The sequence below is a fragment of the Streptomyces sp. NPDC005181 genome, from assembly GCF_040608395.1.
Taxonomy (GTDB): domain Bacteria; phylum Actinomycetota; class Actinomycetes; order Streptomycetales; family Streptomycetaceae; genus Streptomyces.
In genome coordinates this window covers 34,887-54,721 of sequence record NZ_JBEXID010000005.1, presented here as the reverse complement: position 1 = coordinate 54,721, position 19,835 = coordinate 34,887, and the positions used below count along the sequence as shown (strand labels likewise).

Annotated in this window: 19 protein-coding genes and 1 pseudogene; 12 read left to right on the top strand and 8 right to left on the bottom strand. The window is 70.6% G+C overall.

The features are described 5' to 3' along the window. Window positions 1-47 precede the first annotated feature (47 nt). The gene (locus ABZV38_RS05355; RefSeq protein WP_356324760.1) at window positions 48-2,477 is read right to left on the bottom strand and encodes a phosphoketolase family protein; all 2,430 of its coding nucleotides are present in this window, start codon (window positions 2,475-2,477) and stop codon (window positions 48-50) included. Between the two features lie 659 nt (window positions 2,478-3,136). Between ABZV38_RS05355 and ABZV38_RS05350 the strand changes: the two genes are divergently transcribed. Beyond that, entirely contained in the window at window positions 3,137-3,475 is a 339-nt protein-coding gene (locus ABZV38_RS05350) for a thioredoxin domain-containing protein (RefSeq protein WP_356324758.1), read from the top strand. A 59-nt stretch (window positions 3,476-3,534) separates the two neighbouring features. Here ABZV38_RS05350 and ABZV38_RS05345 read toward each other — a convergent pair whose 3' ends face one another. Both ABZV38_RS05345 and ABZV38_RS05340 read right to left on the bottom strand, forming a co-directional pair. Continuing rightward, on the bottom strand, window positions 3,535-4,266 hold the full coding sequence (locus ABZV38_RS05345; RefSeq protein WP_356324756.1) for a flavodoxin family protein: 732 nt from the start codon (window positions 4,264-4,266) through the stop codon (window positions 3,535-3,537). A gap of 279 nt (window positions 4,267-4,545) precedes the next feature. Then, complete coding sequence (locus ABZV38_RS05340) at window positions 4,546-5,001, bottom strand: SRPBCC family protein (protein ID WP_356324754.1); 456 nt, start codon at window positions 4,999-5,001, stop codon at window positions 4,546-4,548. Between the two features lie 338 nt (window positions 5,002-5,339). Here ABZV38_RS05340 and ABZV38_RS05335 point away from each other — a divergent pair, with 338 nt between their 5' ends. From ABZV38_RS05335 to ABZV38_RS05325, 3 genes are read left to right on the top strand one after another with little or no spacing between them, the layout of a single operon-like run. Next, window positions 5,340-6,017, top strand: a complete 678-nt coding sequence (locus tag ABZV38_RS05335) for an ABC transporter permease (protein WP_356324752.1) — start codon at window positions 5,340-5,342, stop codon at window positions 6,015-6,017. After that, on the top strand, window positions 6,014-6,691 hold the full coding sequence (locus ABZV38_RS05330) for an ABC transporter permease (RefSeq protein ID WP_356324750.1): 678 nt from the start codon (window positions 6,014-6,016) through the stop codon (window positions 6,689-6,691). The genes ABZV38_RS05335 and ABZV38_RS05330 overlap by 4 nt, the downstream gene beginning before the upstream one ends. Next, window positions 6,688-7,641, top strand: coding sequence for an ABC transporter substrate-binding protein (locus tag ABZV38_RS05325; RefSeq protein ID WP_356324748.1), 954 nt, complete (start codon window positions 6,688-6,690; stop codon window positions 7,639-7,641). The genes ABZV38_RS05330 and ABZV38_RS05325 overlap by 4 nt, the downstream gene beginning before the upstream one ends. 136 nt (window positions 7,642-7,777) lie before the next feature. Here ABZV38_RS05325 and ABZV38_RS05320 read toward each other — a convergent pair whose 3' ends face one another. Next, window positions 7,778-8,941: a betaine/proline/choline family ABC transporter ATP-binding protein gene (locus tag ABZV38_RS05320; RefSeq protein WP_356324746.1), complete on the bottom strand. Its 1,164-nt coding sequence runs from the start codon at window positions 8,939-8,941 to the stop codon at window positions 7,778-7,780. Window positions 8,942-9,047: 106 nt separating this feature from the next. Here ABZV38_RS05320 and ABZV38_RS05315 point away from each other — a divergent pair, with 106 nt between their 5' ends. Then, the gene (locus ABZV38_RS05315; protein WP_356324744.1) at window positions 9,048-10,343 is read left to right on the top strand and encodes an alpha/beta fold hydrolase; all 1,296 of its coding nucleotides are present in this window, start codon (window positions 9,048-9,050) and stop codon (window positions 10,341-10,343) included. Window positions 10,344-10,420: 77 nt separating this feature from the next. On the opposite strand, the gene ABZV38_RS05310 is transcribed toward ABZV38_RS05315, so the two are convergent. After that, a complete protein-coding gene (locus ABZV38_RS05310; protein ID WP_356324742.1) occupies window positions 10,421-10,993 on the bottom strand; it encodes a rhodanese-like domain-containing protein in 573 nt (190 codons plus the stop codon). A gap of 77 nt (window positions 10,994-11,070) precedes the next feature. Here ABZV38_RS05310 and ABZV38_RS05305 point away from each other — a divergent pair, with 77 nt between their 5' ends. Next, entirely contained in the window at window positions 11,071-11,349 is a 279-nt protein-coding gene (locus tag ABZV38_RS05305; protein WP_355761728.1) for a metal-sensitive transcriptional regulator, read from the top strand. 38 nt (window positions 11,350-11,387) lie between these two features. On the opposite strand, the gene ABZV38_RS05300 is transcribed toward ABZV38_RS05305, so the two are convergent. From ABZV38_RS05300 to ABZV38_RS05290, 3 genes are read right to left on the bottom strand one after another with little or no spacing between them, the layout of a single operon-like run. Further along, window positions 11,388-12,170 carry a sulfite exporter TauE/SafE family protein gene (locus ABZV38_RS05300; protein WP_356324740.1) on the bottom strand — a complete coding sequence of 261 codons (783 nt, stop codon included), beginning with the start codon at window positions 12,168-12,170 and terminating at the stop codon, window positions 11,388-11,390. Then, window positions 12,167-12,526, bottom strand: a complete 360-nt coding sequence (locus ABZV38_RS05295; protein ID WP_356324985.1) for a rhodanese-like domain-containing protein — start codon at window positions 12,524-12,526, stop codon at window positions 12,167-12,169. The genes ABZV38_RS05300 and ABZV38_RS05295 overlap by 4 nt, the downstream gene beginning before the upstream one ends. A gap of 53 nt (window positions 12,527-12,579) precedes the next feature. Further along, window positions 12,580-13,992, bottom strand: coding sequence for an MBL fold metallo-hydrolase (locus tag ABZV38_RS05290; RefSeq protein ID WP_356324738.1), 1,413 nt, complete (start codon window positions 13,990-13,992; stop codon window positions 12,580-12,582). A gap of 307 nt (window positions 13,993-14,299) precedes the next feature. On the opposite strand from ABZV38_RS05290, the pseudogene ABZV38_RS05285 reads away from it, so the two are divergent. The 6 genes and pseudogenes from ABZV38_RS05285 to ABZV38_RS05260 all read left to right on the top strand — a co-directional run bounded on the left by ABZV38_RS05285 (window position 14,300) and on the right by ABZV38_RS05260 (window position 19,623). Next, a pseudogene (locus ABZV38_RS05285) lies at window positions 14,300-15,125 on the top strand (LLM class F420-dependent oxidoreductase). Between the two features lie 101 nt (window positions 15,126-15,226). Beyond that, window positions 15,227-15,655 (top strand): TIGR03668 family PPOX class F420-dependent oxidoreductase, encoded by a 429-nt coding sequence (locus ABZV38_RS05280; protein WP_356324736.1) that lies wholly within the window; start codon window positions 15,227-15,229, stop codon window positions 15,653-15,655. Between the two features lie 326 nt (window positions 15,656-15,981). Further along, complete coding sequence (locus ABZV38_RS05275) at window positions 15,982-16,125, top strand: hypothetical protein (protein ID WP_356324734.1); 144 nt, start codon at window positions 15,982-15,984, stop codon at window positions 16,123-16,125. A 215-nt stretch (window positions 16,126-16,340) separates the two neighbouring features. Further along, a complete protein-coding gene (locus ABZV38_RS05270; RefSeq protein ID WP_356324732.1) occupies window positions 16,341-17,309 on the top strand; it encodes an NADPH:quinone oxidoreductase family protein in 969 nt (322 codons plus the stop codon). Beyond that, on the top strand, window positions 17,306-18,499 hold the full coding sequence (locus tag ABZV38_RS05265) for an acyl-CoA dehydrogenase family protein (RefSeq protein WP_356324730.1): 1,194 nt from the start codon (window positions 17,306-17,308) through the stop codon (window positions 18,497-18,499). Before ABZV38_RS05270 ends, ABZV38_RS05265 begins: the two co-directional genes overlap by 4 nt. Further along, complete coding sequence (locus ABZV38_RS05260) at window positions 18,496-19,623, top strand: acyl-CoA dehydrogenase family protein (RefSeq protein WP_356324728.1); 1,128 nt, start codon at window positions 18,496-18,498, stop codon at window positions 19,621-19,623. Before ABZV38_RS05265 ends, ABZV38_RS05260 begins: the two co-directional genes overlap by 4 nt. Window positions 19,624-19,835 lie beyond the last annotated feature (212 nt).

The window sequence follows — 19,835 nt, the reverse complement described above, 5'->3', positions numbered from 1 at the left end:
GGCTGTCCGCTCCGGGACGTCGGCGCCCGGAGCGGACGCGTGCCCACTCACGGCTCAGGGCACGGAGTCGAACTCCCCGTACGGGTGGCCGACCACTGCCAGTCGCGGACCTCGGGCAGATCCTCGCCATGGGTACGGATGTAGCGGTGGTGCTCGATCAGCTTGTTGCGCAGTTCCTCCCGGCGGTGCGCGGAGATCCCCTGCAACCGCGGCACCCGGTCGATGACGTCGATGGCCAGGTCGAACCGGTCGATCCGGTTGAGTACACACATGTCGAAGGGTGTGGTGGTGGTGCCCTCCTCCATGTAGCCGCGGACGTGCATCTGGTCGTGGTTGGTGCGCCGGTAGGTCAGGCGATGGATCAGCCACGGGTACCCGTGGTAGGCGAAGATGACCGGCCGGTCGGTGGTGAACAGCGCGTCGAAGTCCCGGTCCGACAGCCCGTGCGGATGTTCCCGTTCGCTCTGCAGCCGCATCAGGTCCACCACGTTCACCACGCGCACCCGCAGGTCGGGGAACCAGCCGCGCAGGATCTCGGCCGCGGCGAGGGTCTCCATCGTGGGCACGTCGCCGGCGCAGCCCAGTACCACGTCGGGCTCGACGCCGGCGTCCGTGCTGGCCCACTCCCAGATCCCGATGCCCTTGGTGCAGTGCACGATCGCGTCGTCCATGCCCAGGTACTGCAGTTGCGGCTGCTTGCCGGCGACGATGACGTTGACGTACTGCTTGCTGCGCAGGCAGTGGTCGACCGTGGACAGCAGGGTGTTGGCGTCCGGTGGCAGGTAGACCCGGATCACGTCGGCTCTCTTGTTCACCACATGGTCGATGAAGCCCGGGTCCTGGTGGGAGAACCCGTTGTGGTCCTGCCGCCATACATGGCTGCTCAGCAGGTAGTTCAGAGAGGCGATGGGGCGGCGCCATTCGATGCCGTCGGTGGTCTTCAACCACTTGGCGTGCTGATTGAACATCGAGTCGACGATATGGATGAACGCCTCGTAGCAGGAGAAGAACCCGTGCCGGCCAGTCAGCAGGTAGCCTTCCAGCCAGCCCTGGCAGGTGTGCTCGGACAGGATTTCCATCAGCCTTCCGTCGACCGCGAGGCCCACGTCGTCCGGCTGCATCCGGGCCTCCCAGGTCCGTCCCGTGGCCTCGAGGACGGCGCCCAGCCGGTTGGAGTTGTTCTCGTCGGGGGCCAGGACCCGGAAGTTGGTCATGTTGCGGCGCATCACGTCCCGCAGGAAGGTGCCCAGGACCCGGGTCGACTCCACCGCTCCTGTGCCGGGTGACTCGACCGGCACCGCGTAGTCGCGGAAGTCCGGCATCCGCAGGTCGCGGAGCAGCACGCCGCCGTTGGCGTGCGGGTTGGCGCTCATCCGCCGGTCGCCCGCCGGGTGCAGGTCACGGATCTCGAGCACCGGGGCGCCGGACTCGTCGAACAGCTCCTCGGGCCGGTAGCTGCGCATCCATTGCTCCAGCACTGCCCGGTGGGCGTCGTCGCCGCGGGCATTGCTGAACGGCACCTGGTGCGAGCGCCAGGAGCCCTCCACCTTCAGCCCGTCGACCTCCTTGGGACCGGTCCATCCCTTCGGCGTGCGCAGGACGATCATCGGCCAGCGGGGCCGTTCGGTGACTCCGTCCTGGCGGGCGCGCCGCTGGATCCGTGCGATCTCGTCCAGGCACCGGTCCATGGTGGCTGCGAAGTCCTGGTGCATTTGTGCCGGGTCGGAACCCTCCACCAGATGGGGGACGTAGCCGTAGCCGCGCAGCAGCTGGTCCAGTTCCTCGGGTTCGATGCGGGCGAGTACGGTCGGGCCGGCGATCTTGTAGCCGTTGAGGTGCAGGATCGGCAGCACCGCCCCGTCCCGCTGCGGGTCGAGGAACTTGTTGGAGTGCCAGCTGGTCGCCAGCGGGCCCGTCTCCGCCTCCCCGTCGCCGACGACCGCGGCCACCGTCAGCCCGGGGTTGTCGAACGCGGCGCCGTAGGCGTGCGACAGGGCGTATCCGAGCTCGCCGCCCTCGTGGATCGATCCCGGGGTCTCCGGGGCCACATGGCTGGGGATGCCGCCGGGAAAGGAGAACTGGGTGAACAGCCTCTTCATCCCCGCCGTGTCCTGGGACACGGCGGCGTAGATCTCGCTGTAGGTGCCTTCCAGCCATGCCGCCGCCACCGGTCCCGGCCCGCCGTGACCGGGTCCCATCACGTAGATCATGTCCAGGTCGCGCTGGGTGATGCAGCGGTTGAGGTGGGCGTAGATGAAGTTGAGCCCCGGGGTGGTGCCCCAGTGCCCGAGCAGTCGGGGCTTCACGTGTTCGGGGCGCAATGGTTCGCGCAGCAGCGGGTTGTCCATCAGGTAGATCTCGCCGACGGACAGGTAGTTCGCCGCCCGCCACCACGCGTGGATCCGGTGCAGCTGCTCCGGGTCGAGCGGGCCCGTGGCGACCGGTGCCGCCCTCGTCTGCGTTCCGTCCATGTCCATCCCAACCTTCCGTTCGGTCCAGTGCGGCTGTCCCGCCCGGGGATTACGGCGCGCCACGTCGGACCAGTGGCCCACAGCGGGATCAGAGGTGAACGACAGCAGCAGGCGCGCTGTTCACGAGGACAGCGTCGTGAGTTCGTGCGGGCCGGCGGTCCACGTCGACCTCGTTGGCCGGGATGTTCGGCGAGCAGTGTGCACCGGAGCGGGGACCCGTGCGCGGTCGTCGGGGGGCGGCGAGCCGGCCGTGCACGGCGACCGACGTGCGTTTCGGCTCCACGGTCGCTCCGCGGATCAATCCCGCCTCGGTTCGGAGCCGCTCGGTCACCTTCGCGATGAGGTCCTCGCAGCCGGCTGTCGCGTCGTGGGTCGTGGCCGACCGAACCCCCTGACCCGGTCCTTCTCAGCCTGAATCCTTGCCCGGCCGGGCGCAACTGCTCCCCGCGCCGTCCCGCCCGGCCCGGCGTGTCCGAGGCGTGGATCACCCTGTGCAAAGGGTCGCGGCAGCGGCGTGAGCGTGTGCGACACCCGACAGGGACCAGCGACGGAGTGCCGGAGCCACGGACTGCGGGATGTGCGGACGCAGCCCGGGAGCGAACCGCGATGCGGAGGATGCAGGCATGATGGGTGCTGCCGTGTTGATCACAATCTCAGGAGTGCCCATGGCGAGTCGGGTTCACCAGCCGCTGGAGAACGAGGAATTCGATTTCGTTCTCGCGAAGGCCGATGCACCAGTGCTCGCGTACTTCTGCGGGGCCTGGGCCAAGGTGGCGGAGGTGTGCCGGGAGATGGACTCCCTCGTACGCGAGATGGCCGATGTGTACGGGGAACGACTGACCGCCGTCAAGACCGACATGGTCCGGTGTCCGGAACCGACCCGACGCTACGGTGTCACCGGCGCGCCCTCGTTCCTCCTGATCAAACAAGGTGTGGTGACAGCAACCAGGACGGGTCCCATGAGCCGCGCGCAGTTCAAGGAATTCCTGGACACGAACCTCTGAATGTCCGCACGTCCGCTGCGCGCCGGAGCCGTCGGCCTCAGCCGTTCCGGCTCCCGTGTTCAGCGGTGTTCGGGGTTCGCGAAGTCGAAGCGGCAGCCGGCGTCCCATTCCGAGCGCTGGTTTCCGTGCGCCGGAATGCCACCCGCATCCTTGAGCAGCTGCGCCAGGTGCAGCAGGTTCCACGTCATGAATGCGGTGTTGCGGTTGGTGAAGTCGTTCTGCGGGCCGCCCGAGCCCTCGTCCAGGTACGACGGCCCCGGACCTGCCTCTCCCGCCCAGCCGGCGTCCGCCTGCGGAGGCACCGTGTATCCCAGGTGCTGCAGGCTGTAGAGCACGTTCATCGCGCAGTGCTTCACACCGTCCTCGTTGCCCGTGGTCAGACAGCCCCCGACTCGCCCGTAGTAGGCGTACTGCCCCGCCTCGTTCAGGATCGACGAACACGCATACAACCGCTCGATCACCCGCTTCATGACCGACGAGTTGTCTCCCAGCCAGACCGGACCGCACAGCACCAGAATGTCGGCGGCCATCACCCTCCCGTACAGCTCGGGCCAGGCGTCCGTCTCCCAGCCGTGCTCTCTCATGTCCGGCCACACGCCGGTCGCGATGTCGTGGTCGACGGCCCGGACCACCTCGGTGCTGACGCCGCGCCCCTCCATCACCGCGCGGCTCCGGTCGATCAGTCCTTCGGTGTTGCTGACTTCGGGGGAGCGCTTGAGCGTGCAGTTGAGGTACATCGCGCGCAGACCGTCGAAGCGGTACGCGTCATCGGTAGGGCCGGGTGACACCATGCGGGGGGCTCCTCTGTGCGTACGGGAGAACGCGAGACGTGCCCCCGGTCTACCGTCACCTCGGGGCATCCCCGGCCATAGGCGCGCGCGTGCCACCCGTACGCAGCAGGGTGCACGAGGAGTGGACGCGCGGTACGCATCGCCGTATGTGCGAGGGCCGCCCGCGCCCCGGCCATCGTGATCTGCACCCATGGGGTGTTCGCCGGGCTTGTCGGCCGGCCCTGAGAGGCGATACGCCGCAGGGGGTGAACGAGCCCGACGGGACGGATCACCACGCGCTCAGCGGGCGATCGAAGCCTCGGCCGCCGCCTTGATCCGCTGCCCGAACGCGGGAGCGTCCTTACGCGCGGCGCCGGCGGCGAAGCCCATCAGGAGCTTGCCGATGCCGTGGCCCGCCAGGACGTTGAAGATCCGTACCTTGGTCGTTCCGTCGGCTGTGGCTTCGAGGTCGTAGCCGCCTTCGGCGGCGGTGACCAGGTTCTTCGAGAGCTCCTCCCAGCGGATGCGGGTGGGCGTCACCAGCTCCTTGATCCGGAACTCGCGCTGGGTCTTCATGCCGGCGTCCTTGACCGTGCTCCGGAACACCGTTCCCACCGCCGTCGGTCCGGCCGGCGATTTCTCGATCCTCATCACACGTGGACTGAACTCCGGGTCGCGCTCGCCATCGGCGAGATAGGCGAAAACTTCGGCGATGGGCCGGTCGATCTCGACCGTAGCCTCGAACTGAGTGGCCATGAATTCTCCCTCGTCACTTGGTCAGGTGTGCTCGGACTGCGGGGGGCGGCACGCGACCGCAGGCCCGCGAAGGCGCGGGATGGCGATCATAAGTCCGCCGGGGGCGGGCGGCTGGCCGAACGACGACATGCGACGGCGCCACCCGTCGCCCTGGGCAGTCAGCGGCGGCTTCCGGGGCGCGCCGCTGCCCCGTCGGCCGTGGCGGCGTCGGAGCAGCCCGCTGGGCGGCCCGGTCCGGTGCCACGGGAGCGGCACGGGGTCCGCTCCGGGCGGCCACGCCGCACCCGAACAGTCGATCAAGACGCGCGGCCCCCGCCGCGTCGCGCTCCAATGAACTCGTGACCGCGCCACCCGACGACTGCCTCGCGCGCAACGACTGGCTCTGCGGTGCCTATCTGACGAGCCGTCGCGAGATCCTCCAGGACGCCGTCATCCAGCATCTCCAGCTGACCGCGGTCTCCGTGCTCGTCGGACTGCTCCTCGCCGTCCCGCTCGCTCTCGCCGCCCGTCGCCGGCGCTGGGCGGCAGGACCCGTGCTCGGCGTGACGACCATCCTCTACACCGTGCCGTCGCTCGCCATGTTCGCGCTGCTGCTGCCGGTCTACGGACTCTCCGCCTCGCTCGTCGTCGCGGGGCTCGTCCTCTACTCGCTCACCCTGCTCGTACGGAACATCCTCGCCGGACTGCGCGCCGTGCCCGAGGAGACCCGGCAGGCCGCCCGCGGCATGGGCTACGGGCCCATCCGCCTACTGGTCGCCGTGGAGCTGCCACTTGCTCTCCCCGCCGCCATGGCCGGGCTGCGGATCGCCACCGTCTCCGCGGTCTCCCTGGTCACCGTCGGCGCGATCGTCGGATACGGCGGGCTCGGCAATCTCATCTACTCCGGGATGAACACCTACTTCAAGGCCCAGGTGCTCACCGCATCCGTTCTCTGCGTCGTCATCGCCGTCGCCGCGGACCTGCTGCTGCTCGGCGCCCAGCGACTGCTGACACCGTGGACCCGGAGGCAGTCGTGAACACCCTCTCCGACACCTGGTCCTGGCTCACCAGCTCCCCCCACTGGTCCGGCGACAACGGCATCTGGCACCGCCTCGAACAGCATCTGTTCCTCACCGTCGTCTGCCTGCTGTTCAGTTGCCTCATCGCCCTGCCCGTGGCCCTGGTCCTCGGCCATCTCGGCAAGGGCGGCGCGCTCGCCGTCAACATCTCCAACGTCGGCCGGGCCGTCCCCACCTTCGCCGTCCTCGTTCTGCTGCTCCTCACTCCGATCGGCAGGTACGGCGAGGGGCCGACCGTCGTCGCCCTGGTGCTCTTCGCCGTCCCGCCGCTGCTCACCAACGCCTACGTGGGGATGCGGGAGGCCGACCGCGATGTCGTACGGGCCGCCCGCGGCATGGGCATGACGGGCCGACAACTGCTGATACGTGTCGAAGTGCCGCTCGCTCTGCCGCTCATCCTGACCGGCGTGCGGATCGCCGCCGTCCAGCTCGTCGCCACTGCCACCCTTGCCGCACTGGCGGGCGGCGGGGGACTCGGCCGGATCATCACTGCGGGCTTCAACCTCGCCTCCACCCCGCAGGTGGTCGCCGGAGCGATTCTCGTCGCCGTCTTCGCCCTGATCGTCGAAGGGATCTTCGAGATCGGGCAACGGCTCGCCCCCGCCTGGGTGCGTGGCGAGGACACCGGATGAGGGCACGCCGGACCGTACCCGTACTCCTGACGCTGTTGCTGACGGGGAGCGCGTGCACCACCGGGCCCGCCCTGGAGAACCAGGGAGACGTCACCGCCCCGCCGGGCGACAGCAGACACCTCACCATCGGCTCCGCGGGCTTCACCGAGAGCGACCTGCTCGCCCGGATGTACGCGCTGCTGCTCGACCGGGCCGGATACTCCACGAAGATCATCTCCGTCACCAACCGGGAGATCTACGAGCCGGCGCTGGAGAGCGGCCAGATCGACGTCGTACCGGAGTACGCCGCCACTTTCGCCGACTGGCTGAATGCCAAGAAGAACGGCGCCGACGCCACCCCCGTCGGCTCGCCCGACCTGGGCACCACCATGAAGGCGCTGCGTGCCCTGGCCGCACCCCGCGGCCTCACCGTCCTCGACCCCGGACGCGCCGTCGACCAGAACGCGTTCGCCGTCGCCGCCACCTACGCGGCGCGGCACCGGCTGAAGACGCTCAGCGACCTCGGCAGGTCCGGGCTGCGGGTACGGCTCGCCGCGGGCGACGAATGCGTACAGCGGCCGTACTGCGCACCCGGGCTGAAGAACACGTACGGCATCGACATCACCGCCGTCGATCCCAAGGGAGTCGGCACCACCCAGGCCAAACAGGCCGTGCAGAGCGGTCGGGACCAGATGGTTCTGACCACCACCACCGACGCCACCCTCGACAACTTCGGGCTCGTCCTGCTCGCCGACGACAAGCACCTGCAGAACGCCGACTACCTCGTCCCCGTCGTCAACCGGTCCCGGGCCGGCAGCGCCGGGGTGCGCAACGCGCTGGACCGGCTCAACACGGTGCTGACAACCGCCGACCTGGCCCGTATGAACGAACAGGTGGACAGCTGGCGACGGCTGCCCGAGGACGTCGCGCGGAACTACCTGGAGTCCAAGAAGCTCATTCCGGGTGGCTGAAGCTTCAGGGGAACGGTGGCGGGCCGCCGTAGATCATGCCGCCGGCCCGGACGGTGCAGGCGCCTGGGCCGGCGGCGTTGCCGTGCAGGGCGCTGTGGGTGACCCGGAGAAGCGTTCCCTGGCAGGCGAAGCGCCCTCAAGCGTTCGCCACCGAGTCGAACTCCACCTCGCCGCGTCCCACTCCCTGCGCGTCCGCGTCCACCGACCGGCGCAGCGCCTCATGGAGTTTCACCGGAGTCAGTACGCCGAGGAACCGCGCACCGTCCAGCACCGCCACCCACCCGGCGTCCTGCTGGAGCATTTCGCTGAATGCCTGCTTCAGCGGGGCACCGACCGGTACCCACGCGTCCATCCGGCGGGCCAGTTCACCGACCGTGCGGTGTTCCCCGCCGGTCCGCAGCGCATCCGCCGACACCCAGCCGTGCAGCTCGCCCGCGCCGTTCAGTACGACCGCCCAGCGGGCGTCCGCGACGTTCAGCCGGGCCGCCGCCGTCCGGGCGGGTTCATCGAACCGGGCGACCGGCGGTTCCTCCAGGTCATCCGGCTCGATCGTGGTGACCGACAGCCGCTTCAGCCCCCGGTCCGCGCCCACGAACCGGGCCACGTACGGCGTCGCGGGCGTGCCGAGCACGGCGGCCGGGCTGTCGAACTGCTCGATCCGCCCCTCCCCGTACACCGCGATCCGGTCGCCCATCCGGACCGCCTCCTCGATGTCATGGGTCACCATCAGGACCGTCTTCCTGACGGTCGCCTGCAGGCTCAGGAACTCGTTCTGCAGCCGCTCGCGCACCACCGGGTCGACCGCGCCGAACGGTTCGTCCATCAGCAGTACCGGGGGATCGGCGGCCAGCGCCCGTGCGACGCCAACCCGTTGGCGCTGGCCGCCGGAGAGCTGGGCGGGGTAGCGGGGCCCGTACGTCTTGGGGTCGAGCCCCACCAGATCCAGCAGCTCGGCCGCCCGCTCCCGCGCCTTCGCCCTCTTCCAGCCGACCAAGGAGGGGACGGTCGCCGTGTTGTCGAGGATCGTCCGGTGCGGGAAGAGCCCGACCTGTTGGATGACATAGCCGATCCGGCGGCGCAGCTGCACCGGGTCGGTGTGCGCGATGTCCTCGCCGTCGACCAGGATCCGGCCCGAGGTCGGCTCGATCAGCCGGTTCACCATCATCATCGTGGTCGTCTTGCCGCAGCCGGACGGTCCGACCAGGGTGACGAGTTCCCCCTCGGCCACCTCGAAGGACAGTCCGTCCACCGCGGTCGTACCGTCCGCATAGACCTTGCTGACCTGCTCGAACCGGATCATGACTGCACGCTAGGAGCGACCCGGGCGCGGCGCACACGGGCCGGGACTGTCCGAGTCACGGCCGTGTGCTGAACTGTCCGTGAACCATCTGATCCAGGAGCACCTCTTGAGCAGTTACCGGCAGCCCGGCGTCGTTCTCACCGACCGTTATTTCACGGTTCCTCTCGATCACACCGATCCGGGCGGTGAGCAGATCGAACTCTTCGGCCGGGTAGCCGTCGCCCGCGGCAAGGCCGACGAAGAGCTGCCGTGGCTGGTCTATCTGGAGGGCGGACCCGGTTTCGGGGCCCGCCGTTTCGTCGGTACGGAAGCCTGGCTGGGGCGGGCGCTGGAGGAGTTCCGCGTACTGCTCCTCGACCAGCGCGGCACCGGTCTTTCCACCCCGGCCAACCGGCAGACGCTGCCGCTGCGCGGCGGACCGCGCGAGCAGGCCGACCATCTCGCCCACTTCCGCTCCGACAACATCGTGCGCGACTGCGAACTGATCCGACCGCAGCTGACCGGCGGCGACCCGTGGACCGTGCTCGGCCAGTCGTTCGGCGGCTTCTGCGCGGTCCGCTATCTGTCGGCCGCCCCCGAGGGGCTCAAGACGGTTCTGATCACCGGCGGGCTGCCCTCGCTCGACGGCCACGCGGACGACGTGTACCGCGCCGCGTACCCACGGATCGAGCGCAAGGTCGCCGCCCACTACGCCCGCTACCCGCAGGACGTCGAGCGCGCCCGCGAGATCGCCGCGTACCTTGCGGAGCACCGCCCGGAGAGCGCCGGACACCGCCTCACACCCGAGGGATTCCAGTCCCTGGGCATCATGCTGGGCAGCGGCAACGGCAGCCACCAGCTGCACTACCTGCTGGAGAACGCCTTCGTCCGCACGCCGCTGGGCATTGAGCTCTCCGACACGTTCCAGGAGGCCATGCGCACCGCCAACTCGTTCGCGGGCCACCCCCTGTACGCCCTGATGCACGAGGCGATCTACGGCCGGGGCGAGCAGCCCACCGGCTGGGCCGCCGAGCGGGTCCGTGCCGAATTCCCGCAGTTCGACGCCGCCACCGCCCTGGCCGGCGACGGGCCGGTGCTCTTCACCGGCGAGACCATCCACCCCTGGCACTTCGACGTCGACCCGGCGCTGCGCCCGCTGCGCGAGACCGCCGAACTGCTCGCCTCCCGTACGGACTGGCCCGAGCTGTACGACACCGAGCGCCTCGCCGCCAATGAGGTGCCGGTCGCGGCGGCCGTGTACCACGACGACATGTACGTCGATACGGAGCACGCGCTGCGCACCGCCGCGTCGATCCGCGGACTGCGCACCTGGGTGACGAACGAGTTCGAGCACGACGGTCTGCGCGCCGGGGGACCGCAGGTGCTGGACCGGCTGCTGGCCCTCGTCCGGGACGATGTCTGACCTGTCTTGTTCACGGCAGGAGCCGGTCACGCGGGTGGCGTGACCGGCTCCTGCCGCAGGGGCACTTCCGTGTCGCTTCAGCTTTGCAGGGCATCCAGCGTGGCGTCGAAGTCCGCCGCCGTGCGCGGGGCCCGGTTGTGCGGCAGCTTCGACAGGACGGCGGCCATCCCGCAGGTGTTGGTCACCGCGGAGAAGACCAGGCCGGAGCCGATGCCGGCCGACAGCCAGCGGGCGGCCGGGAAGCGCCGGCCCGCGAGCAGACCGGCCACCACGAGCGAACCGGCGGCGAGCCGGACCTGACGCTCCATCGGCCAGGTGGCCCGGGCGCCGGCGGGGCGGTCCAAGCCGTGGCCCTCGCCCTCCCATGCTGACGTGCCGCCGGACAGTGTGACGGCGTCGATGTCCGCCGCGGAGAGAACGTCGCAGGCTCGGGTGGAACGGACACCGGAGGCGCACACCACGAGCAGGGAGCCGCGGGCCGACGCCGCCTTCAGGGCGGGCAGCGCCTCGTCGAGACGGTCCAGCGGGATGTTCAGCGCACCCGGCACGTGCCCGGAGGCGTACTCGCCCGGGGCGCGCACGTCGATGACGGTGAACTCCGCGATCCGGGCTGCGGCCTGGGTGGGGGAGAGGGAGGCGGGGCTGGTCACGAGGGATGCTTCCTTTCGTCGCCGGGGCGTACCCCGGACAGGCTAGAATACCCCTTGGGGTATTCGAAGGAGGATGTGTGGAACTTGACATGGCGGCCGACGAACTGAAATCGGTCCTCAATCGCCTTCGCCGCGCTCAGGGCCAGCTTGCCGCGATCATCAGGATGATCGAGGAAGGCCGGGACTGTGAGGACGTCATCACGCAAATGGCAGCCGTTTCGCGCGCGCTCGACCGAGCGGGTTTCGCGATCATCGCGACGGGCCTTCAGCACTGCATGGCCGACGACAGCGCCGAGCCGGCCGACCGGAACCAGATGCGCGCCCGGCTGGAGAAGCTGTTCCTCTCGCTCGCCTGAGCCCGGATCCCGATCCGCTGTCGACGGCGTGGCGTGGCTCAGGCCACGGTATCGACCAGCATGACGAGGGCGACGGCGAGCAGCGATACGCCGAAGATCCGCTGGAGTGCGGCAGTGGACACCTTGGTGGCCAGCCGCTTGCCGTCCCAGGCCCCGAGGACCGCCGTCGCCGTGAACGGGGCGATCACCGCCCAGTCCAGTGAGGTGGGGGTGGTGAGCCGGGTGGCCAGGGCAGCCGTGGAGTTCACCGTGATGACGAGCAGACTGGTGCCGACCGCTGCCGTCATGGGAACGGCGAGGACGGTGACCAGCGCGGGCACGGCGAGAAATCCGCCGCCGACCCCGAGGAACCCGGTCACGGCGCCGAGGCCGGCCCCGGCACGGACGGCCCGCCCGGCGTCCGTACGGTCGGCGGGGTCCAGGGCGTACGGCTCGGCCGAAGTCGCCTCGCACCGCGCAGGCGCCCGCGGTCGGATCATCCGCACCGCCGCCACGACCGCGAGCGCCGCGAACGCCGCCGTGAGCACCCCCGCCGGAATCCGGACCGACAGTGCCCCCGACACCGCTGCCGGCACGATGCCGGCCATCGCGAAGAGTCCTCCGGTTCGCCAGCGGACGTGACCGTCCCGGGCATGCGCCACCAGCCCGGTCAGGGAGGTCGCGATGACGATGAGCAGAGCGGCGGTGGTGGCCGCGGCCGGGGTGAAACCGAGCAGATAGATCAGGGCGGGAACGGCGAGGACACTGCCGCCGCCACCCAGCCCGCCCAGGGCCAGACCGACCGCCGCACCGGCGACCAGGGCCAGGATCAGGGTGGTCATGCGACGGTGCCCGCCGCTCCGTGACGGTTCCGCACGGGCAGCCCCTCGGCCGCCCAGGCGGTCATGCCGCCGGTGACGTCGACGGCGTCGGTGCCGCGTCCGGCGAGGATGCGGGCGGCCTGCCGGGAACGGTGGCCGGAACGGCAGATGACCACCACCGGGCGGCCCGACGCCGCAGCGGGCAGTGCCTGCCCGGCGGCCAGCCGGGAGAGCGGCAGATGGACGGCGTCCGGAGCGTGTCCGGCTTCCCATTCGGGGGTTTCGCGTACGTCGAGCAGGACCGCCGCACCATCGGCGGTCCGCCGGCGGGCCTCGGCCGGGGTGACGCGGCCCGGGCCGCGCCGGAAGAAGGGCATCACGGAAGGCATGGGGAAGTGCTCCAGAAGTGCGGGACGGGGAAGTCCGACGGTCAGGCGGCGGCCGGCGAGGTGCCGGTCGTCCTGTCGGGTGCGCCGGCTGCCGGAGCCGCGATGGTCAGGCCGGCGGCCTCCGCCGCGGCGAACCCGTCGTCGACGGCCACGACCTCACGATCGGCGGCGTCGAGCAGCGACGCCGCGATGGCCGCCCGCATCCCGCCCGCGCAGTGCACCCACACCCTGCCGCCCGGCACGTCGTGCAGCCGCTTGGGCAGCTCGTGCACCGGTATGTGCACCGACCCGGCTATCGCTCCGGCCCGGCGTTCGGAGTCCCTGCGGACGTCGAGAATCACCGGCTGCTCGCCGCGCGCGCGTGCCGCGGCCAGGCCCGCGAAGTCTGACCTGCGGAACGAGCGCAGCTCGTCCGTGGTGCGGACCCAGGTCTGCGGGTCGCCGGTCGCAACGGCCACCGGGCGGCCGATGCCCACCCGGGCCAGCTCGCGCTGGGCGTGCGCGACGTCGTCGGCGCTGTTCGCCAGCAGGGTGACCGGCCTGCCCCAGGGGATCAGCCAGGCCAGATATGTGGCGAGCCGGCCCTCGCCCTCGAAGTTGAACGAACCGGCGACATGCCCCTCGGCGAACGCCACCCTGCTGCGCAGATCCACCACCCACTCACCTGCGGCCAGCCGCCGCGCGATCTGCTCGGCGTCGGCCCGGGAGGGCGGGGTCAGATCGACCGGATCGGGACCTGCGGCGTTGGCCGGGCCCATGTGCGCGTAGTAGGCGGGGACATCGTCCAGCCCGGCGAGCAGCTCGGCGACGAATGTGTCCACATCCTTGACGAGCGCGTCGTTGCGGGCTCGCTCGGCACCGATCGTCGTGGTGTCCCCGTCGGCCTGCGCGGAGGAACAGAAGCTGCCGAAGCCGTGGGTCGGCAGGACGGGCACGGCGTCGTCGAGTTCGTCGGCGAGGAGGTGCGCGGAGGCGTGCTGGGCGCGGGCCAGCGCAGCGGTGAGCCGAGGCTCCACCAGGTCGGGCCGGCCCACGCTGCCGATCAGCAGCGAACCGCCGGTGAAGGCGGCCACCGGGCGGCCGTCCTCCTCCAGCACGTACGAGGTGTGGTGCGGGGTGTGCCCGGGAGTGGCCATCGCGCGCAGCGTCAGGCCCTCGTCGACCGGGACGGTGTCCCCGTCGGCAACCGGCACCCGGTCGAACGAGACCGGCGCGGCGGCGGGCACCAGGTATGCGGCCCCGGTGACACGCGCCAGCTCCAGGCCGCCGGTCACGTAGTCGTTGTGCAGATGCGTCTCCACGACCAGGGCGATCCGCACGCCGCGCCGTGCCGCTGCGGCGATGACCCGATCGATGTCGCGGGGCGGGTCCACGACCAGCGCGGAGTGCCGCCCGCCCGCCAGATAGCTGCGGTTGCCGAGGCCGGCGGTCTCCATGGTGTCGACGAAGAACACGGCGTGATTCCTTCCGTACGGGTTACCCCGGGGGGTATCTCTCATCGAGATTAGCACTTATACCCCGGGGGGTATTTATGGCTCCGGTGTGATGTGCGGAACGACGGGCGGCCGTTGTGGAGCCGGCGCGTGTTCGAGCTCTTCGAGCGCCGCGGGCCCACGAGGAGTTCTTGCGGTCGCGGAGCCGGGGACGGTGCTCAGCGATGGGTTCTCCCGGGTGGTCATGGCGGCGGGACCGCCGGGGGCGGGGAGGCAACAGATCTGTGCCACCCCTCTCTTCCCGTACCCAATCCTCGACGGAGCCACCGTGAAATTCGGGGTATCGACCTTCATCACCGACCAGGGCATCGGCCCGACCTCGCTCGGGACCGCGCTCGAGGAACGTTCCTTCGACTCGTTGTTCATCGCCGAGCACAGCCACATCCCGGCCGACCGTCAGACGCCCTACCCGCCCGGTGGTGAGCTGCCGGAGATGTACCTACCGCACCCTGGACCCCTTCGTGGCCCTGACCGCGATCGGTGTGGTGACCGAGCGGCTGCTGCTGGGCACCGGCATCGCGCTGATCCCGCAGCGAGACCCGATCATCACGGCGAAGGAAGTCGCTTCGCTCGATCTGATCTCCGGCGGCCGCGTGATCTTCGGTATCGGTATCGGCTGGAACCGTGAGGAGATGAGGAACCACGGCACGGATCCCTCGACCCGTGGCCGGCCCACCGACGAGAGGCTGCGCGCCATGCGAGAGCTGTGGACCTCGGAGAGAGCCGAGTTCCACGGCGAGTTCGTGAACTTCGATCCGGTCTTCGCGTGGCCCAAACCCGTACAGAGCCCCCATCCGCCGATCTACGTCGGCGGCGGCGAGGGCGCGTTCCCGCGGGTGGCGCAGCTCGGGGATGCGTGGCTGGCCAACGGCGTGCCGCCGCAGGAGCTCGGTCCACAGATCGAGCGGCTGCGCGCACGTGCCGAACGAGAGGTTCCGGTGACGGTGTACGCGGCTCCCGACGATCCCGGGCAGATCGAGGGCTACAGCCGTCTGGGTGTCGAACGGCTGCTGTTCTACGTGCCGACGATGCCCGAACGGGAGACGCTGGAGTACCTCGACCGGCTGGCCGCAGTGGCTGCCCGGTACCGCTGAGACGCCGGAGACGACTGCGCCTCGGCGTGTGGGACCGATCAGGAGATCCCCGACCGCCGTACCGGAGATCCCCGACCACCGTAACCGCAGTAAGGGGTGCGATGCCCGCTCTGACGAGCGCTGAGGCCAGGGAGCGGTTCGCCGCTGCCCGCATCGCCCACCTGGCGACGATCGACACGGCCTCCCGCCCGCACCTGGTGCCGGTGGTGTTCGCCCTGGACGGCGACACGGTGATGCTGGCCGTGGACCACAAACCGAAACGGACCGTGCGGCTGAAACGCCTGGCCAACATCGCCGCCAACCCGTCGGTCTGTCTGCTCACCGACCACTACGAGGAGGACTGGAACCGACTGTGGTGGGTGCGGGCCGATGGCGAGGCCCGCGTGCTCCCGTCGCCGGACCGCTTCCCCGAGGCCGCCCGCTGTGTCGGCCTGCTCACGGCGAAATACCAGCAGTACGCCGACCGCCCTCCCGACGGACCGGTGGTCGAAGTCTCGGTCCTGCGGTGGAGCGGCTGGCGCGCGTCGTGAGCCGGCCACACACGTCGTCCGCCGCCCGCCAGGCGTTCGGCGACAGCTGTGCTGCGGGAGAGCGGTAGTTGGCCGACGCGTTGTTGGTCAGCACGTCCGGTGGGCCCCGCGCCGACTCTGCCGCGTCGAATATCCGCGATCCGCTCGGTTCCCGGATGTCGCCGACCACGGTCGTCACTGTGCCCGCCCCGAGCGCCGCCGGCACCTCCCGCGCCTCCTACAGCCGCTCCAGCCCGCGGCCCATGACCTGTCACGGCGTATCGATACCCCTCCGGCGAAGACAAAACACCAGGTCCAGGCGTTGATGTTGTCCAGACCATTGACATGTGGGCGCCGCGATGTCTTTTTTCGGTGAGCTCGACGGTCCGTACACCAGGGTGAAGAGGAACGGCCGCACAGCTGATGCGGTACGTCTCGCCCGGCGCGCGGGGTCCGCGGCGCCGCAGACCGCCGAGCTGGTGGTCGGCTGAACCGGTAGGGGGCATCAGGACGGCCCATGACACCGGCCGGCCTGTTCCGACCGGCAGCGCGCCCGGCATCCCCGGACCTCTCAGGGCGTGCCGGGCGCGCAGCCATGTCCAGGCCCGGCCGAATCGGTCCGGGGCAAGTTGTTCCCAGACGGGCAAGCGACCGCTTAGTATGCGCCGGAGCAGTGGTAATGCCGACAGTGTTGTGGAGGCCCCTCATGCAGGCATGGCGAGTGCACCGGAACGGCGAGCCGAGCGAGGTGATGAGGCTCGAAGACACGGACCGGCCCACGCCCGGCGACGGGCAGGTGCTCCTCAAGGTACTCGCGGCGAACATCAACTTCCCGGACGCGCTGCTCTGCCGCGGCCAGTACCAGGTGCGGCCGCCGCTGCCGTTCACCCCAGGAGTGGAGATCTGCGGCGAGACGCAGGACGGGCGCCGGGTACTTGCCACCCCCGCCCTGCCGAACGGCGGCTTCGCCGAGTACGTCGTCGCGGACGAGGCGGCTCTTCTGCCGGCCCCGGACGCCCTGGACGACACCGAAGCGGCCGCTCTGCACATCGGCTACCAGACGGGCTGGTTCGGACTGCACCGCAGGGCGCACCTCCAGTCGGGCGAGACCCTCCTCGTGCACGCCGCGGCGGGCGGTGTCGGCAGTGCGGCGGTCCAGCTCGCCAAGGCCGCCGGGGCCAAGGTCATCGGTGTCGTCGGAGGCCCCGAGAAGGCCAAGATCGCGCATGAGCTCGGCTGCGACCTGGTCATCGACCGCCGCACCGAGGACATTGTCGCGGCGGTCAAGGAGTTCACCGGCGGACACGGGGCCGATGTCGTCTACGACCCGGTCGGCGGCGACGCGTACGCCAAGTCCGTCAAGTGCATCGCCTTCGAGGGCCGGGTGATCGTCGTCGGCTTCGCGAGCGGCGTCATCCCGACCCCGGCGCTCAACCACGCACTCGTGAAGAACTACTCGATCGTCGGGCTCCACTGGGGTCTGTACAACACCAAGGACCCGGCTGCGGTCCGCGCCTGCCACGAGGAGCTCACCGCGCTCGCGGCGCGGGGTGTCATCAAGCCGCTGATCAGTGAGCGTGTCGCGATGGACGGGGCGGCGGACGCCGTTCAGCGTGTCGCCGACGGCACGAGCACCGGCCGTATCGTCGTCCTCCCGGCAGGAGCCGCCCGATGACGACCGTCGACGCGGCCGAACTCCGCCGCCGCACCCGGGAGCTGCTCGCCGCACACCCCCCGGCCATCACGGAGCGCACGGACTTCCTGAGGGCCCGCTTCGACGCCGGACTCGCCTGGGTGCACTACCCGGCCGGGCTCGGCGGACTCGACGCACCGCGCTCCCTGCAGCCGGTCGTCGACGCCGAACTCGCCGCAGCGGGCGCCCCCGACAACGACCCCCGCCGCATCGGCATCGGCCTCGGCATGGCCGCTCCCACCATCCTCGGCTTCGGCACCGACGAGCAGAAGCAGCGCTTCCTGCGCCCCCTGTGGGTCGGCGAGGAGGTGTGGTGCCAGCTCTTCAGCGAGCCGGGCGCCGGGTCCGACCTGGCCGCGCTGGGCACCCGCGCCGTACGCGAAGAGGCCGACGGGGACTGGATCGTGGACGGCCAGAAGGTCTGGACGTCCAGCGCCCATGCGGCCCGCTGGGCGATCCTCATCGCCCGCACCGACCCGGACCTGCCCAAGCACCGCGGCATCAGCTACTTCATCTGCGACATGACCGACCCGGGCGTCGAGGTACGGCCGCTGCGTCAGATCACCGGCGAGGCCGAGTTCAACGAGGTCTTCCTCACCGGCGTACGCATCCCCGACAGCAGGCGGCTCGGCCCGGTCGGCGACGGCTGGAAGGTCGCCCGGACGACCCTGATGAACGAGCGTGTCTCGATCGGCGGATCCCGGATCCCGCGCGAGGGCGGCATGATCGGCCCGGTGGCCAGGACCTGGCGCGAACGTCCCGAACTGCGCACCCACGATCTCCACCAGCGGCTCCTCACCCTCTGGGTAGAGGCCGAGGTCGCCAGGCTCGCCGGTGAACGGCTGCGTCAGCAGCTCGTCGCCGGACAGCCGGGCCCCGAGGGCTCCGGCATGAAACTCGCCTTCGCCCGTCTCAACCAGGAGATCAGCGGACTGGAGGTCGAACTCCTCGGCGAAGAGGGGCTGTTGTACAGCGACTGGACGATGCGCCGGCCGGAGCTGGTCGACTTCACCGGACGCGACGCGGGCTACCGCTATCTGCGGTCCAAGGGCAACTCGATCGAGGGCGGCACGAGCGAGGTTCTGCTGAACATCGTCGCCGAACGCGTCCTCGGGCTGCCCGCCGAGCCGCGCAACGACACGGACGTCCCCTGGAAGGATCTGTCCCGATGACAGCGCAGACCGAAGAGACCGTGGCGCCCGATCTGCTGTACTCGGAGGCCGAGGAGGACCTGCGGGCCGCCGTACGGTCGCTGCTCGCCGACCGGTCCGACGCGCCGGCGGTGCTCGCCCGAGTCGAGTCCGACACGCCGTACGACCCGAAGCTGTGGAAGGCCCTCGGCGCCGGCATCGGCGCCGCCGGGCTGCTCGTGCCGGAGAAGCTCGGCGGCCAGGGCGCGAGCCATCGCGAAGCCGCGGTGGTCCTGGAGGAGCTCGGCCGCAGCGTGACCCCTGCGCCGTATCTGAGCAGCGCGGTCGTCGCGACCGAGACCCTCCTTGCGCTGGGGAGCGAGGACGGACCGGTCGCCGAACTCCTCGGCGAGCTGGCCGCGGCCCGTAAGGTCGCGGTCCTCGCCGTGCCGTTCCCCGCCGCACCGAAGGACGGCACGGCGGCCGAGACCGTGACAGGAACCCTGGACGGCACCGTCACCGCGGTCGCCGACGCGGCCGCGGCCGATGTGCTGCTCGTGCCGACCACCGACGGCCTCTACGCGGTCGAGGCGGATGCGCCCGGCGTCACCGTCGAGCCGCTCGTCCCGCTCGACCTGACCCGCCCGCTCGCCACCGTCACCCTCGCCGCCGCCACCGGAACCCGCCTCGCGGACGCGGAAGGGGCACGCTCCGCCGTAGGCCGCGGGCTGCTCGCCGGTGCCGGACTGCTAGCTTCCGAGCAGCTCGGCCTCGCCGAGTGGTGCCTGACCGAGACGGTCAGGTACACCCGCGAACGGCACCAGTTCAACCGGCCCATCGGCTCGTTCCAGGCGCTCAAGCACCGGATGGCGCAGCTCTGGCTGGAGGTCGTCTCGGCCCGCGCCGCCGCGCGAAACGCCGCGGACGCCCTCGCGACCGGCAGCCCCGACACGCCGCTCGCGGTGGCCGTGGCACAGGCGTACTGCTCCAAGGTCGCGGTCCATGCCGCGGAGGAGTGCATCCAGCTGCACGGCGGTATCGGCATGACCTGGGAGCACCCCGCACACCTGTATCTGAAGCGGGCCAAGGCCGATGCGATCGCGTACGGCACGGCCGGGCGCCACCGCGAGGCGATCGCCGAACTGAGGGAACTGCCCGCGCCGTAGCGGAACTGCGCCCGCGTCGGCGGATGCGGGGCGGGGATACGGGTTGTGTATCCCCGCCCCGTTCGCCGTTCCGGGCGGACGGCCGGACGGTGCAGAGCAGGAGCCCGACCGGACAAGGCCATGCAGTCCAGCCGCGCCCCCACTCGACCCACGACCCCGTCCGCCCGGGGGAACGGGAGTCGACGGACGGTCGACGACCGCGTCAACTCTTG

What these genes read in the sequence shown, in the direction of transcription:
- ABZV38_RS05355 (WP_356324760.1), bottom strand. Translation starts at nt 2,477, where the DNA reads ATGGACATGGACGGAACGCAGACGAGGGCGGCACCGGTCGCCACGGGC.
- ABZV38_RS05350 (WP_356324758.1), top strand. Translation starts at nt 3,137, where the DNA reads ATGGCGAGTCGGGTTCACCAGCCGCTGGAGAACGAGGAATTCGATTTC.
- ABZV38_RS05345 (WP_356324756.1), bottom strand. Translation starts at nt 4,266, where the DNA reads ATGGTGTCACCCGGCCCTACCGATGACGCGTACCGCTTCGACGGTCTG.
- ABZV38_RS05340 (WP_356324754.1), bottom strand. Translation starts at nt 5,001, where the DNA reads ATGGCCACTCAGTTCGAGGCTACGGTCGAGATCGACCGGCCCATCGCC.
- ABZV38_RS05325 (WP_356324748.1), top strand. Translation starts at nt 6,688, where the DNA reads ATGAGGGCACGCCGGACCGTACCCGTACTCCTGACGCTGTTGCTGACG.
- ABZV38_RS05320 (WP_356324746.1), bottom strand. Translation starts at nt 8,941, where the DNA reads ATGATCCGGTTCGAGCAGGTCAGCAAGGTCTATGCGGACGGTACGACC.
- ABZV38_RS05300 (WP_356324740.1), bottom strand. Translation starts at nt 12,170, where the DNA reads ATGACCACCCTGATCCTGGCCCTGGTCGCCGGTGCGGCGGTCGGTCTG.
- ABZV38_RS05295 (WP_356324985.1), bottom strand. Translation starts at nt 12,526, where the DNA reads ATGCCCTTCTTCCGGCGCGGCCCGGGCCGCGTCACCCCGGCCGAGGCC.
- ABZV38_RS05280 (WP_356324736.1), top strand. Translation starts at nt 15,227, where the DNA reads ATGCCCGCTCTGACGAGCGCTGAGGCCAGGGAGCGGTTCGCCGCTGCC.
- ABZV38_RS05270 (WP_356324732.1), top strand. Translation starts at nt 16,341, where the DNA reads ATGCAGGCATGGCGAGTGCACCGGAACGGCGAGCCGAGCGAGGTGATG.
- ABZV38_RS05265 (WP_356324730.1), top strand. Translation starts at nt 17,306, where the DNA reads ATGACGACCGTCGACGCGGCCGAACTCCGCCGCCGCACCCGGGAGCTG.
- ABZV38_RS05260 (WP_356324728.1), top strand. Translation starts at nt 18,496, where the DNA reads ATGACAGCGCAGACCGAAGAGACCGTGGCGCCCGATCTGCTGTACTCG.